General features: G+C 68.1%; 11 protein-coding genes. 6 read left to right on the top strand and 5 right to left on the bottom strand.

Annotated elements, in window-relative coordinates:
• Positions 1-169 precede the first annotated feature (169 nt).
• Both purL and PQB87_RS10660 read left to right on the top strand, forming a co-directional pair.
• Positions 170-4,234 (top strand): phosphoribosylformylglycinamidine synthase, encoded by a 4,065-nt coding sequence (purL, locus tag PQB87_RS10665; RefSeq protein WP_489241679.1) that lies wholly within the window; start codon positions 170-172, stop codon positions 4,232-4,234.
• 5 nt (positions 4,235-4,239) lie between these two features.
• Positions 4,240-4,785 carry a GNAT family N-acetyltransferase gene (locus PQB87_RS10660; RefSeq protein WP_059687433.1) on the top strand — a complete coding sequence of 182 codons (546 nt, stop codon included), beginning with the start codon at positions 4,240-4,242 and terminating at the stop codon, positions 4,783-4,785.
• A gap of 166 nt (positions 4,786-4,951) precedes the next feature.
• Here PQB87_RS10660 and PQB87_RS10655 read toward each other — a convergent pair whose 3' ends face one another.
• From PQB87_RS10655 to PQB87_RS10635, 5 genes are all read right to left on the bottom strand, one after another.
• Positions 4,952-5,734 carry a peptidylprolyl isomerase gene (locus PQB87_RS10655; RefSeq protein WP_048021011.1) on the bottom strand — a complete coding sequence of 261 codons (783 nt, stop codon included), beginning with the start codon at positions 5,732-5,734 and terminating at the stop codon, positions 4,952-4,954.
• A gap of 18 nt (positions 5,735-5,752) precedes the next feature.
• Complete coding sequence (locus PQB87_RS10650; protein ID WP_489241676.1) at positions 5,753-6,061, bottom strand: BolA family protein; 309 nt, start codon at positions 6,059-6,061, stop codon at positions 5,753-5,755.
• 1 nt (position 6,062) lies between these two features.
• Positions 6,063-6,593 carry a septation protein A gene (locus PQB87_RS10645; protein ID WP_011352350.1) on the bottom strand — a complete coding sequence of 177 codons (531 nt, stop codon included), beginning with the start codon at positions 6,591-6,593 and terminating at the stop codon, positions 6,063-6,065.
• Between the two features lie 123 nt (positions 6,594-6,716).
• Positions 6,717-7,148, bottom strand: coding sequence for a peptide-methionine (R)-S-oxide reductase MsrB (gene msrB / locus PQB87_RS10640; RefSeq protein WP_021163396.1), 432 nt, complete (start codon positions 7,146-7,148; stop codon positions 6,717-6,719).
• Between the two features lie 44 nt (positions 7,149-7,192).
• Positions 7,193-8,761 carry a protein adenylyltransferase SelO gene (locus PQB87_RS10635; RefSeq protein WP_174413445.1) on the bottom strand — a complete coding sequence of 523 codons (1,569 nt, stop codon included), beginning with the start codon at positions 8,759-8,761 and terminating at the stop codon, positions 7,193-7,195.
• A gap of 151 nt (positions 8,762-8,912) precedes the next feature.
• On the opposite strand from PQB87_RS10635, the gene PQB87_RS10630 reads away from it, so the two are divergent.
• From PQB87_RS10630 to PQB87_RS10615, 4 genes are all read left to right on the top strand, one after another.
• Positions 8,913-10,556 (top strand): 3-(methylthio)propionyl-CoA ligase, encoded by a 1,644-nt coding sequence (locus PQB87_RS10630; protein WP_059553271.1) that lies wholly within the window; start codon positions 8,913-8,915, stop codon positions 10,554-10,556.
• A 201-nt stretch (positions 10,557-10,757) separates the two neighbouring features.
• Positions 10,758-12,842 carry a 3-hydroxyacyl-CoA dehydrogenase NAD-binding domain-containing protein gene (locus PQB87_RS10625; protein ID WP_489241672.1) on the top strand — a complete coding sequence of 695 codons (2,085 nt, stop codon included), beginning with the start codon at positions 10,758-10,760 and terminating at the stop codon, positions 12,840-12,842.
• A 40-nt stretch (positions 12,843-12,882) separates the two neighbouring features.
• Positions 12,883-13,515: a bifunctional nicotinamidase/pyrazinamidase gene (gene pncA / locus PQB87_RS10620; protein WP_060067674.1), complete on the top strand. Its 633-nt coding sequence runs from the start codon at positions 12,883-12,885 to the stop codon at positions 13,513-13,515.
• Between the two features lie 52 nt (positions 13,516-13,567).
• Positions 13,568-14,746 (top strand): acetyl-CoA C-acyltransferase, encoded by a 1,179-nt coding sequence (locus PQB87_RS10615; RefSeq protein WP_027787172.1) that lies wholly within the window; start codon positions 13,568-13,570, stop codon positions 14,744-14,746.
• The last annotated feature ends 21 nt before the right edge of the window (positions 14,747-14,767 follow it).

The raw sequence follows: 14,767 nt of genomic DNA, 5'->3' as shown, positions 1-14,767 counted from the left end.
GCGGGGCGGCCCGGCGGGCAGGCCGTGCGCGGTGGACATCGCGGCACCGATGCGGTGCATGCGGGTTGCCGATCGGCCGGTCTTGGGCGACCGACTTCCGGGTATAATTACGGCCTTCCTTTCGCCCCACGTCGCCACCTCGCGCGACTCATCGACGTCAGTCCAGCCCATGGCTCACTTCTCGTGTTTTCCCGGCGCTTCGGCCCTCTCCGATTTCCGTCAAACCCGTCTGCTCGACACGCTCAGGCAAATCGACGCCAACATCGTCGCGGTGCGCGGGCAGTTCCTGCACTTCGTCAATGCGGCCGAGCCGCTGTCGGCCGACGACAGCGCGCGCATCGACGCGCTGATGCACTACGGCGCGCCGTTCGAGCCGGCGGCCGAGAAGGGCACGACCGAGACCTTCGTCGTGCTGCCGCGTTTCGGCACGGTTTCGCCGTGGGCGAGCAAGGCGACCGACATCGCCCAGCACTGCGGCCTCACGCACGTACGCCGCATCGAGCGCGGCGTCGAATTCACGGTCACGCTGAAGTCGGGCCTGCTCGGCGGCAAGAAGGCGCTGTCGGACGACGCGCGCGCGGCCGTCGCGGCCGCGCTGCATGACCGGATGACCGAAAGCGTGGTCGCGGCGCGCGACGACGCGCAGCACCTGTTCGACGAACTGCCGGCCAAGCCGCTCGCGACCGTCGACGTGCTGGGTATCGGCCGCGGCGCGCTCGAGCGCGCGAACGTCGAGCTGGGCCTCGCGCTCGCCGACGACGAGATCGACTACCTGGTCGACGCGTTCCGCAAGCTCGAACGCAACCCGACCGACGTGGAACTGATGATGTTCGCGCAGGCGAACAGCGAACACTGCCGCCACAAGATCTTCAACGCGCAGTGGACGATCGACGGCGAAGCCCAGGACATGTCGCTGTTCGCGATGATCCGCAACACCGAGAAGCTGAGCCCGCAGGGCACGATCGTCGCCTATTCGGACAACTCGTCGATCATGGTCGGCGCCGAAGCCGAACGCTGGTTCCCGCGCAACGCAGGCGCGGCCGGCGAGCCGGGCGAGCGCTACGGCCGCCACACCGAGCTCACGCACACGCTGATGAAGGTCGAGACGCACAACCACCCGACGGCGATCTCGCCGTTCCCGGGTGCGGCGACCGGCGCGGGCGGCGAGATCCGCGACGAAGGCGCGACGGGCCGCGGCGCGCGTCCGAAGGCCGGCCTGACGGGCTTCACCGTGTCGAACCTCGACCTGCCGGACGCCCGCCAGCCGTGGGAAAACGCGCGCGACGCCGCGCAGCCGGTCGGCGAGCGCAACCCCAACGACGCGTACGGCCCGTACGGCCGTCCGGATCGCATCGCGTCGCCGCTGCAGATCATGATCGACGGCCCGCTCGGCGGCGCCGCGTTCAACAACGAATTCGGCCGCCCGAACCTCGGCGGCTACTTCCGCGTGTACGAGCAGAACGTCGGCGGGAAGGTGCATGGTTATCACAAGCCGATCATGATCGCGGGCGGCCTCGGCAACATCGCGGATCAGCATACGCACAAGCACGACGTGCCGGCCGGCTCGCTGCTGATCCAGATCGGCGGCCCCGGCATGCGGATCGGGATGGGCGGCGGCGCCGCGAGCTCGATGGCGACCGGCGCGAACACGGCCGAACTCGACTTCGACTCGGTGCAGCGCGGCAACCCGGAAATCGAACGTCGCGCGCAGGAAGTGATCAACGGCTGCTGGCAGCTCGGCGCGGAAAACCCGATCCTGAGCATCCACGACGTCGGCGCGGGCGGCCTGTCGAATGCGTTCCCCGAGATCGTCGACGGCGCGGGCAAGGGTGCGCGCTTCGAGCTGCGCAAGGTCGCGCTCGAGGAATCGGGCCTGTCGCCGCGCGAAATCTGGTCGAACGAAGCGCAGGAGCGCTACGTGCTGGCGATCGCGCCGGCCGACCTGCCGCGTTTCGAGGCGATCTGCGCGCGTGAGCGCTGCCCGTTCGCGGTGGTCGGCGTCGCGACCGACGAACGCCAGCTGAAGCTCGTCGACGACGAAGCGACGGGCGCCGACGAATACCCGGTCGACATGCCGATGGAAGTGCTGCTCGGCAAGCCGCCGCGCATGCATCGCGACGTCACGCGCGTGACGACCGAACGCGCGCCGGTCGACGTGACGGGCATCGCGCTGTCGGAAGTCGCGATCGACGTGCTGAAGCACCCGACGGTCGGCAGCAAGTCGTTCCTGATCACGATCGGCGACCGTTCGGTCGGCGGCACGTCGGTGCGCGACCAGATGGTCGGCCCGTGGCAGGTGCCGGTGGCCGACTGCGCGGTCACCGCGCTCGACTACGCGGGTTTCAAGGGCGAGGCGATGACGATGGCCGAGCGCACGCCGCTCGCGGTGATCGACGCGCCCGCATCGGGCCGCATGGCGGTCGGCGAGGCGATCACGAACATCGCGAGCGCGCCGATCGCGTCGCTCGACAAGCTGAAGCTGTCGGCGAACTGGATGGCCGCGTGCGGCACGGCCGGCGAGGACGCCGCGCTGTTCGACACGGTCAAGGCGATCGGCATGGAGCTGTGCCCGGCACTCGGGATCGGCATCCCGGTCGGCAAGGACTCGCTGTCGATGAAGACGAAGTGGGACGAGCAGGGCGTCGCGAAGGAAGTGGTGTCGCCGGTGTCGCTGATCATCTCCGCGTTCGCGCCGGTCGAGGACGTGCGCCGTCACCTGACGCCGCAACTGCGCCGCATCGCCGATGCGGGCGACAGCGTGCTGATCGCGATCGATCTCGGCCGCGGCAAGAACCGGATGGGCGGCAGCATCTTCGCGCAGGTCACGCAGCAGGTCGGCGACACGACGCCGGACGTCGACGATGCGGAAGACCTGAAGCGTTTCTTCAACGCGATCCAGTCGCTCAATGCGCAAGACAAGCTGCTCGCGTACCACGATCGCTCGGACGGCGGCCTGTGGGCGACGGTGTGCGAAATGGCGTTCGCGGGCCACGCGGGCGTGTCGCTGAACGTCGACATGCTGACGCTCGACCCGAATCACGAATCCGACTACGGCGACGCGAAGGACTGGGCGAAGCAGACGAGCGGCCGCCGCGAGGATCGCACGCTGCGCGCGCTGTTCTCCGAGGAACTGGGCGCCGTCGTGCAGGTGCGCGCGACCGACCGTGACGCGGTGCTGGGCGCGCTGCGCGAGTTCGGCCTGTCGGCATGCTCGCACGTGATCGGCTCGGTCAACGATCGCGACGTGATCGAGGTGTACCGCGACGCGAAGAAGATTTTCGACGCACCGCGCGCCGAACTCCATCGCGCGTGGAGCGAAGTAAGCTGGCGCATCGCGCGCCTGCGCGACAACCCCGCATGCGCGGATGCCGAATACGACGCGCTGCTGGACGTGGCCGACCCGGGCATCTCGCCGGTGCTGAGCTTCGATCCGGCCGACGACATCGCGGCGCCGTTCATCGCGACGGGCGCACGGCCGCGTGTCGCGATCCTGCGCGAGCAGGGCGTGAACTCGCATCTTGAAACGGCCTACGCGTTCGACCGCGCGGGCTTCGATGCGCACGACGTGCACATGAGCGACCTGCTGGCCGGCCGCGCGAATCTTGCCGATTTTGCGGGGGCGGTCGCGTGCGGCGGCTTCTCGTACGGCGACGTGCTGGGCGCGGGCGAAGGCTGGGCGAAGACGATCCGCTTCAACGCGAATCTCGCCGACATGTTCTCGGCGTTCTTCGCGCGTCCCGACACGTTCGCGCTCGGCATCTGCAACGGCTGCCAGATGCTGTCGAGCATCTCGTCGATGATCCCGGGTGCGGAAGCCTGGCCGAAGTTCACGCGCAACAAGTCCGAGCAGTTCGAGGCGCGTTTCTCGTTCGTCGAAGTCGAGAAATCGCCGTCGATCTTCTTCGCGGGGATGGAAGGCTCGCGGATTCCGGTCGCGGTCGCGCACGGCGAAGGTTATGCGGACTTCTCGCAACAGGGCGACATCGATCGCGTCGCGGTCGCGATGCGTTTCGTCGACCACCGCGGCGAAGCAACCGAGCGTTATCCGTTCAACCCGAACGGCTCGCCGGCCGGCATCACGTCGGTCACGACGGCCGACGGCCGCTTCTCGGTGCTGATGCCGCACATGGAGCGCGTGCATCGTACGGTCGCGATGAGCTGGCACCCGGAAAGCTGGGGTGAAGCGAGCCCGTGGATGCGCGTGTTCCGCAACGCGCGCCGCTGGATCGGCTGATCGGGATGATGTTCGATCCGAACGCGCCGGTCGAGGTCGTCACGCTGCGCGACGAGCGCGCGAGCGAGGCCGACGCGATCGGCCGCGTGATCGTCGCCGCGTTCGCGGGCGAGCCGGAAGGCGGGCAGTTCGAACGGCGGATCGTCGATACGTTGCGTGCGGACGATGCGTTGAGCGTCTCGCTCGTCGCGGAACGCGACGGCCGGCTGATCGGGCACGTCGCGTTCTCGCCGGTGTCGATCGGCGGCGAGGCGCCCGGCAGCCAGGGCTGGTACGGGCTCGCGCCGCTCGCGGTGCTGCCCGACTGCCAGCGGCAGAGCATCGGCACGGGGCTGGTGCGCGCGGGGCTCGACGCGTTGCGCCGCCTCGGTGCGCGCGGCTGCGTCCTGCTCGGGGAGCCCGCGTACTACACGCGTTTCGGCTTTGCGCCGTCCGGCGACATCGTGTTCCCGGGCGTACCGCCCGAGTATTTCCTTGCGCTGTCGCTCGACGACTCGGCGCCGCGGCCGTCAGGCGACGTTCGCTATCACGACGTGTTCCATCCCGCGTAAGTCCGCGGCGCGAGCCGATCAGGCATACGGCAAAGGCCGCTCTTCGGAGCGGCCTTTTCTTTGGTGGGAACGCCGCACATCGTGATGCGCTTGCGGCCAGCCTGCGGGCAACAAAAAAGCCGCTCCGGGGAGCGGCTTTTCGATGCGCGAGCGGCGAGCGCCTGCGTTACTGGATCTTTGCCTGCTGACGCAGACCTTCCTCGAACGCCTGCAGCTTCTGCTGCACGAGCTGCTGCGCGATCTGCGCCTTCACCTGCTCGAGCGGCGGCGGCGCGATGTCGCGGATGTCGTCGACGCGGATGATGTGCCAGCCGAACTGCGTCTTCACCGGCGTGTCGGTCATCTGGCCTTTCTGCAGCTTCTGCGCGGCCGCCGCGAATTCCGGCACGTACGCCTTCGGGTCGGACCAGTCGAGATCGCCGCCGTTCTTGCCCGAGCCCGGATCCTTCGAGAACTGCTTCGCGAGATCCTCGAACTTCGCGCCGGCCTTGATCTTCGCGATCAGGTCCTTCGCCTGCTGCTCGTCGCTGACGAGGATGTGGTGCAGGTGGTATTCGCGGTTGCCGCCGGCGCCCTTGACGAGGTCGTCGTAGCGCGCCTTCACTTCGGCGTCGGTCGGCTGGTTCTTCTTCAGGAAGCTCTCGATCATCGAGCGCAGCACGACGGTCTGCTGCGCGACGGCGACCTGCGCCTTCACGTCCGGACGGTTCGGGATGCCTTCACGGATTGCTTCCTGCATCAGGATTTCGCGGTTCACGAGTTCCTGGCGCACGGCCTGCTGCAGCTGCGCGTTGTCGGTCTGGCCTTGCTGCACGAGCTGGGCGACCATCGCGTCCGCGCGCGACTTCGGAATCGGCGTGCCGTTGACGACGGCGATGTTCTGGGCAAATGCCGGTGCCGCTGCGAAAGCAGCCGCCGCGACCCACAGGCGGGGGGATTTCAGGATCATCGGGAATTCCTAATGAGACTAGATTGAAGATTCGTTGAATTCTTCGGGCGTGTAAGCCACGATCGCGAGCGCGTGAATGCCGCGCTGCATCGCATCAGCGAGCGCATCATACACCAGCCGGTGCCGCGCGACGCGCGGCTTGCCCGCGAACGCGGCCGACACGATCGTGACCGTGAAGTGGCCGCCGGCGGTCGCGCCGGCGTGGCCCGCGTGCTGCGCGCTGTCGTCGCGCACGGTGAGCGACAGCGGGGCGAGCGCTGCGGTGAGGCGCGCTTCGATCAGCGCGATGCGTTCGTCGGGCGACGCGTGGAGAAAGGCGTCCGTCATGTCACTCGTCCTTCAGGTATTTCGTGAGCCACAGGCTCTGCAGGATGATGAATACGACCATCGCGCCCGTCGTGCCGAACAGCTTGAAGTTCACCCATTGCGACTCGGTGAAGTTGTGCACCACGTACAGGTTCGCGACGCCGAGCACCGCGAAGAACAGCGCCCACGCGACGTTCAGTTTGTCCCACACGGGGTGCGGCAGCGTGAGCTGCTTGCCCATCATCTTTTCGATCAGGTTGTTGCCGAACGCATAGCGCGCGGCGAGCAGCCCGATCGCAAACAGCCAGTACAGCACAGTCGGTTTCCATTGAATGAATTTCTCGTCATGCAGGACGAGGGTGGCACCACCGAAAACGACGATCACGCCCAGGCTGACCCACAGCATCGTGTCGACCTTCCGGTGCCGGAAGGCGACCCACGCGACCTGGGCCAGCGTCGCGACGATCGCGACGGCGGTGGCGGTAAAGATGCCCCAGACCTTGAAGGCGGCAAAAAACAGGATGATCGGAAACAGATCGAACAGGAATTTCATGGCGCTCGCAGCTGCGTGAAAGGCCGCTTGCGCGGCCTTTCACCGTTGTAGGGACCCGCCAGGCACCGCCGGAGCGGATCGGGGCGGCGGCGCGGGGTGCCCCGCCGATCCGCCCGGCGCCGCTCATTCGTTTTCGGGTCGGGACTCGAAGTTTAACGCAGCCGAATTGATGCAGTAGCGCAAACCGGTCTTGTCGCGCGGGCCGTCCTCGAAGACGTGGCCGAGATGCGCGCCGCAGTGGTTGCAGCGGACCTCGACGCGCACCATCCCGTGCGAGTAGTCGACCTTCTCGTCGATCACCTCGCCGTTGAGCGGCTTGAAGTAGCTGGGCCAGCCGCAGCCCGAATGGAACTTGGAGCCGGATTCGAACAATGGCGTGCTGCAGACGACGCACTTGTAGATGCCGGCGTCTTCGGTGTCGGTGTATTCGCCGGTGAACGCACGCTCGGTTGCCGCGTGCTGCGTGACTTCGTACTGCATCGGCGTGAGCCGCCGGCGCAGCTCGGCGTCGTCCTTCTGGTACGGGAAGGTCTTGTCGTCGGAATCGTGGGACATGGGGTTCTCCTGATCGGTCTGTCGATACGCGCGGGTTGCGGGCTTCAGGACGAGCAGCTCACTTCGAGCGACCCGGCCCAGTCGGGCGGCAACGCCGCGTACGCTTCATGCTCCGGTTGTTCGTCGAACGGCCGGCGCAGGATCTGCGCGAGCCGCTCGACCTCCGAAAAATCCTTTTCCTTCGCGCGCCGGATCGCGACTTCGGCCAGATGGTTGCGCAATACGTATTTCGGGTTCGCGCGATTCATCGCGGCCGCGCGTGTCGCGTCGTCGCGCGTTTCCTCGGACAGCCGCGCGCGGTAGAGGTTCGCCCACGCATCGAACGCATCGCGGTCGATGAACAGGTCGCGCACGGGGGCGTCGCGGCTCGCGTCGTGCTTCGAGACCTGTGCGAGCCGGCGGAACGTCAGCGTGAAATCCGCGTGGCTCGCATGCATCGTCTCGAGCAGCTTGTTCGCGAGGTCGGCATCGTTCTCGCGCTCGAGCTCGAGGCCGAGCTTCGCGCGCATCGCGCGCTCGAGCGCGGGGCCGAAACGTTCCGGGAATTTCGCGAGCACGGCCTGCGCGTCGTCCACCGCGCGCTCGGCGCGCGCATCGTCGTCGGCGATGCCGTGCTGCAGCCCGATCAGCGGCAGCAGCGCCTGCGCGAGGCAGTAGCAGTTCCAGTGCGCGATGCGCGGCTGCATCCGGTACGCATAGCGGCCGTTCGTATCCGAGTGGTTGCAGATGTGGTTCGCATCGAACGCATCGACGAAACCGAACGGGCCGTAGTCGATCGTCACGCCGAGGATCGACATGTTGTCGGTGTTCATCACGCCGTGGCAGAAGCCGACGGCCTGCCACTGCGCGACGAGATCCGCCGTGCGCAGCGTCGCGGCTTCGAGCAGCGCGAGGTACGGATCGTCGGCGTGGCGGCAATCCGGATAGAAGCGGTCGATCACGTGATCGGCGAGCTGGCGCAGCAGGTCGGGGCGATCGTTCGAGAAGAAGTGTTCGAAGTGGCCGAAGCGCACGAAGCTCTCCGACACGCGCGTGACGACGGCCGACGTCTCGATTTCCTCGCGCACCACCGGCTGGTCGGAACCGATCACCGTCAGGGCGCGCGTGGTCGGGATGCCGAGGTGATGCATCGCTTCCGAGCACAGGAATTCGCGGATCGACGAGCGCAGCACCGCGCGGCCGTCGCCCATCCGCGAATACGGCGTGCGGCCGCTGCCTTTCAGCTGCAATTCGTAGCGGCGGCCGTCGGTGCCGGTGCGCTCGCCGATCGTCAGCGCGCGGCCGTCGCCGAGCTGGCCCGCCCACACGCCGAACTGGTGGCCGGAATACACCGATGCGTACGGCATCGCGTGCGCGGGCCAGTCGCGTGTCGGGTTGCCGGCGAACAGCTCGGCGAAGCCGGGCTGCGCGACGAGCGACGGCGGCAGGTCGAGCAGGTGCGCGACTTCGCCGGAAAAGCCGACGACGTACGGCGCGGCAAGCGGCGCGGCCGGCAGCCGCGTATGAAACGCGTCGCCGAGCGCGACGAACGCGCCGGCGGCGGGCGCGCCGAGCGTGGCGGCGAGGTCGGGGAGGGTGTCAGCCGTATCGGCTGCGCTTCGGGAAAACGACATGTTGAGCGCCTCTGGGTAAGCCGATATTGTAAGGCGGCGCCGCGCCGCCCGCATGGCGGCCCGCGCGCCATGCGCGACGCCCGTCCGGGGCCGCTGACGGGCGCGCCGCAGAGGCTGGTCACCGATTCGCATCCTCACGGAGAACAAGACGATGGGTAAGCCGTTGCTGGGCCAGATGATGGACATGCCGTTGCTGGTGTCCTCGCTGATTTCTCATGCCGCGCGACATGCCGGCGACACGGAGATCGTATCGAGGCGCGTGGAAGGCGATCTGCATCGCTACACGTACCGCGATTGCGAACGCCGCGCAAAGCAACTGGCGCAGGCGCTCGCGCGGCTCGGCGTCGAAACCGGCGATCGCGTCGGCACGCTGGCGTGGAACGGCTACCGGCATCTGGAAGCGTATTACGGGATCGGCGGCATGGGTGCCGTGTGCCACACGATCAACCCGCGCCTGTTCCCCGAGCAGATCGCGTACATCGTCAATCACGCGGAAGACCGCTACGTCTTCTTCGACCTCAATTTCGCCCCGCTCGTCGATGCGATCGCGCCGCAATGCCCGCACGTGAAGGGCTGGGTCGCGATGACGGACGCCGCGCACCTGCCGTCCGGCACGACGCCGTTCCTGTGCTACGAAACGCTCGTCGAAGCGGAGGACGGCCGCTACGACTGGCCGCGCCTCGACGAGCAGCAGGCGTCGGGGCTCTGCTACACGTCGGGCACGACCGGCAACCCGAAGGGCGTGCTGTATTCGCACCGCTCGACCGTGCTGCACGCGTACGGCGCCGCGTTGCCGGACGCGATGAACCTGTCCGCGATGGACGCGGTGCTGCCCGTCGTGCCGATGTTCCACGTCAACGCGTGGGGGCTGCCGTACGCGGTGCCGCTCACGGGCGGCAAGCTCGTGCTGCCCGGCAAGGATCTCGACGGGAAATCGCTGTACGAGCTGATGGAAGCCGAGCGCGTGACGTTCTCCGCGGGCGTGCCGACCGTGTGGCTCGGCCTGCTCAACTACATGCGCGAGGCCGGTGTGCGCTTCTCGACGCTGAACCGCACGGTGATCGGCGGCTCCGCGTGCCCGCCCGCGATGCTGCGCACCTTCGAGGACGAATACGGCGTGCGCGTGATCCATGCCTGGGGGATGACCGAACTGTCGCCGCTCGGCACGCTCGCGAAGCTCAACTGGGCGCAGTCGCAGCGGCCGCTCGACGCGCAGCGCAAGCTGCTCGAGAAGCAGGGGCGCGTGATCTGCGGCGTCGACATGCGCATCGTCGGCGAGGACGGCCACGAGCTGCCCTGGGACGGCGTCGCGTTCGGCGAGCTGCAGGTGCGCGGCCCGTGGGTGATCGACCACTACTTTCGCGGCGATACGTCGCCGCTGTCGGACGGCTGGTTCCCGACCGGCGACGTCGCGACGATCGACCCCGACGGTTTCCTGCAGATCACCGACCGCAGCAAGGACGTGATCAAGTCGGGCGGCGAGTGGATCAGCTCGATCGACATCGAGAACGTCGCGATCGCGCACCCGGGCGTGGCCGAGGCCGCCTGCATCGCCTGTGCGCACCCGAAATGGACCGAGCGCCCGCTGCTCGTCGTGGTGCCGCGCGAAGGGACGAACCTGAACCGTGACGCGCTGCTCGCGTTCTATGAAGGCAAGGTCGCGAAATGGTGGATTCCCGACGACGTCGTGTTCGTCGACTCGCTGCCGCACACCGCGACCGGCAAGCTGCAGAAGCTGAAGCTGCGCGAGACATTCCGCGATTACGTGTTGCCGACGGCGGTCGGCGAGTCGTAACGCGAGCCGTAACGTCTGCGCCCGGGCCGCAAGCGGCTCGCGAAACGGTCGCCCGATCCGTCCCCGGATCGGGAACAAAAATCAAATTGAACGACCGTGCTTTTTCGTTGTATGCTGCCTGCGTTCAACCGGACATGCGGCTGTTCGACCGCGCACAATGAAGCGCAGCCACCCCGGCGCGCGATGCATGGAGGCAGGCAGATGGCAGTGGATTACTCGACTCGCGACGGCGTGGCCGTCCTTACGCTCAACAATCCGCCCGTCAACGGGCTCGGCCTGTCGACCCGTCAGGGCGTCATGGACGCGCTCGATCGCGCCGCGCAGGACCCGTCGGTCACGGCCATCGTGCTGACCGGCGCGGGACGCGCATTCTCGGGCGGCGCCGACATCACCGAATTCAATACGCCGAAGGCGCTCCAGGAGCCGACGCTGCACACCGTGATCCGCGCGGTGGAGGCGAGCGCGAAGCCCGTCGTCGCGGCGCTGCACAGCGTCGTGATGGGCGGCGGCCTCGAGCTCGCGCTCGGCGCGCATTACCGTGTCGCGGCGCCCGGCGCGCAGGTCGCGCTGCCCGAGGTGAAGCTCGGCCTGCTGCCGGGCGCGGGCGGCACGCAGCGCCTGCCGCGCGCGGTGGGGCTCGAAACCGCGCTGAACATGATCGTGTCGGGCGCGCCCGTGCCGTCGGAGCAACTCGCGAAGAGCGGGCTGTTCGACGAGATGGCCGACGGCGACCTGCTCGACGCGGCCGTCGCGTTCGCGCGCAAGGCCGGTGCGCAGAAGGGGCAGCATCCGCGCGTGCGCGATCGCAAGATCGTCCACGCGAACGCCGCGGGCTTCATCCAGTTCGCGCGCAACTCGGCCCGGGCCGCCGCACCGAATTTCCCCGCGCCGCACAAGTGCATCGACGCGATCGAGGCCGGCGTGCTGCACGGCTTCGACAAGGGCAGCATCGCCGAGCGCGAGGGTTTCGTCGCGCTGATGATGACGCCGGAAAGCCGCGCGCTGCGGCACGCGTTTTTCGGTGAGCGCGCGGCGAGCAAGATTCCCGACGTGCCGTCCGATACGCCGCTGCGCGAGATTCGCCGTGTCGGCGTGATCGGCGCGGGCACGATGGGCGGCGGCATCGCGATGAACTTCGTGAACGCAGGGCTGCCCGTCACGCTGCTCGAAACGAAACAGGAAGCGCTCGAGCGCGGCGTCGCGACGATCCGCAAGAACTACGACGCGCAGGTGAAGAAGGGCAAGCTCACGCAGGAGAAGCTCGACGCGCGCATGGCGCTGATCACGCCGACGCTGTCCTACGACGACCTGAAGGATGCCGACCTGATCGTCGAGGCCGTGTTCGAGGAACTCGGCGTGAAGGAGCAGGTGTTCAGGAAGCTCGACGAAGTCGCGAAGGCGGGCGCGATCCTCGCGTCGAACACGTCGACGCTCGACGTCGACAAGATCGCGGCATTCACGAAGCGTCCGCAGGACGTCGTCGGCATGCATTTCTTCAGCCCGGCGAACGTGATGAAGCTGCTCGAGGTCGTGCGCGGCGCGCAGACCGCGAAGGACGTGCTCGCCACCGTGATGGCCGTGGCGAAGAAGATCCGCAAGACGGCGGTCGTGTCGGGTGTGTGCGACGGCTTCATCGGCAACCGGATGATCGAGCAGTACATCCGCCAGGCGCTCTTCATGCTCGAGGAAGGCGCGCTGCCCGCGCAGGTCGATCGCGCGATCGAGAAATTCGGTTTCGCGATGGGCCCGTTCCGGATGAGCGACCTCGCCGGCAACGACATCGGCTGGGCGATCCGCAAGCGCCGCTATGTCGAGCAGCCCGGCCTGCAGTACTCGAAGATCGCCGACCGCTTGTGCGAGCAGGGCCGCTTCGGCCAGAAGACGGGCGCCGGCTGGTACGACTACGTGCCGGGCGAGCGCAAGGCAAAGCCGTCGTCGCTCGTCGACGAGATGGTCGTCGCGTATTCGAAGGAGCGCGGCGTCGAGCGGCGCAAGATCGGCGACGACGAGATCGTCGAGCGGCTCGTGTTCGCGCTGGTGAACGAAGGCGCGAAGATCCTCGAGGAGAAGATCGCGTCGAAGGCGTCCGACATCGACATGGTCTACCTGACCGGCTATGGCTTCCCGCTGTGGCGCGGCGGCCCGATGCTGTACGCGGACGTGGTCGGCCTCTACAACGTCGAGCGCGCGATTCGCCGCTACGCGGCCGCGCCGAACGGCGACGCATGGCAGCTCGCGCCGTCGATCGCCGAGCTCGCGAAGGCCGGCCGCGGGTTCAACGGCTGACGCGCCGGATCGCGGCGCGACGAACACCCGGAGAAACGCAATGAGACACACCGACGACGTACTGCTCGTGATCGACGTGCAATACGACTTCATGCCGGGCGGCGCGCTCGCGGTGCCCGACGGCGACGCGGTCGTGCCGGTGATCAACGCGCTGGCGCAGCGCTTCGACCAGGTCGTGCTGACGCAGGACTGGCACCCGCGCGAGCACGTGTCGTTCGCGGCGAACCATCCGGGCCGCGAACCGTTCTCCACGCTCGCGCTGCCGTACGGCGAGCAGGTGCTGTGGCCCGTGCACTGCGTGCAGGACACCGACGGCGCGGCGCTGCATCGCGACCTCGACATCCCGCATGCGCGGCTCGTCATCCGCAAGGGCGGCGACGCGCAGGTCGACAGCTATTCCGCGTTCGTCGAAGCGGATCGCACGACGCGCACGGGGCTCGCGGGCTATCTGCGCGAGCTCGGCGCGAAGCGCGTGTGGTGCTGCGGGCTCGCGACCGACTATTGCGTCGCGTGGTCGGCGCTCGACGCGCGTGCGGCCGGTTTCGACGCCGCGGTGATCAACGATGCGTGTCGCGCGATCGACCTGAACGGGTCGCTCGCCCACGCATGGCAGCAGATGCAGGCAGCGGGCGTCGCGCATGTGACGTCCGCGGGCGCGCGCCCGGCGGCGTAGCGCATTTTCCCCATTCGATGCAGGACATGAAGCAGGACCGAAGGAGACTCGCATGACCGAAGCCGTAATCGTATCGACCGCCCGCACGCCGCTGGCGAAATCCTGGCGCGGTGCTTTCAACATGACGCACGGCGCGACGCTCGGCGGCCACGTGGTCGCGGCCGCACTCGAACGCGCGAAGCTCGACCCCGCGCGCGTCGAGGACGTGATCATGGGGTGCGCGAACCCCGAAGGCGCGACCGGCGCGAACATCGCGCGGCAGATCGCCTTGCGCGCGGGGCTGCCCGTGAGCGTGCCGGGGATGACGGTGAACCGCTTCTGCTCGTCGGGGCTGCAGACCATCGCGCTGGCCGCGCAGCGGATCATCGCGGGCGAAGGCGAGGTGTACGTCGCGGGCGGCGTCGAATCGATCTCGTGCGTGCAGAACGAGATGAACCACCACATGATCCAGGAAGGCTGGCTCGCGCAGCACAAGCCCGAGATCTACTGGAACATGCTGCAGACGGCCGAGAACGTCGCGAAGCGCTACGGCATCTCGAAGGAGCGGCAGGACGAGTACGGCGTGCAGTCGCAACTGCGTGCCGCGGCCGCGCAGGAAGCCGGACGCTTTCGCGACGAGATCGTGCCGATCACGGTGCTCGCGGGCATCGCCGACAAGGCCACGGGCCGTCTGTTCACGAAGGAAGTGACGGTATCGGCCGACGAAGGGATCCGCCCGGACACGACGCTCGAAGGCGTGTCGAAGATCCGGTCGGCCGTGCCGGGCGGCGTGATCACCGCCGGCAACGCCAGCCAGTTCTCGGACGGCGCGTCGGCCTGCGTCGTCATGAGCGCCGACGCCGCGCAGCGCGAAGGGCTGCAGCCGCTCGGCGTATTCCGCGGTTTCGCGGTGGCGGGCTGCGAGCCGGACGAGATGGGCATCGGCCCCGTGTTCGCGGTGCCCAAGCTGCTGAAGCAGGCGGGGCTGAAGGTCGACGATATCGGCCTGTGGGAACTGAACGAAGCGTTCGCGGTGCAGGTGCTGTACTGCCGCGACACGCTCGGGATTCCTGAGGATCGCCTGAACGTGAACGGCGGCGCGATCGCGGTCGGCCATCCGTACGGCGTGTCGGGCGCGCGCCTGACGGGCCACGCGCTGATCGAAGGCAAGCGGCGCGGCGTGAAGTACGTGGTCGTCACGATGTGCATCGGCGGCGGGCAGGGTGCGGCCGGCCTGTTCGAAATCCTCTGATCTTTGGCGGGCGGCGGCCGC

It is taken from the genome of Burkholderia sp. KL41, assembly GCF_057005415.2.
This window is presented reverse-complemented; position numbering and strand designations above follow the sequence as displayed.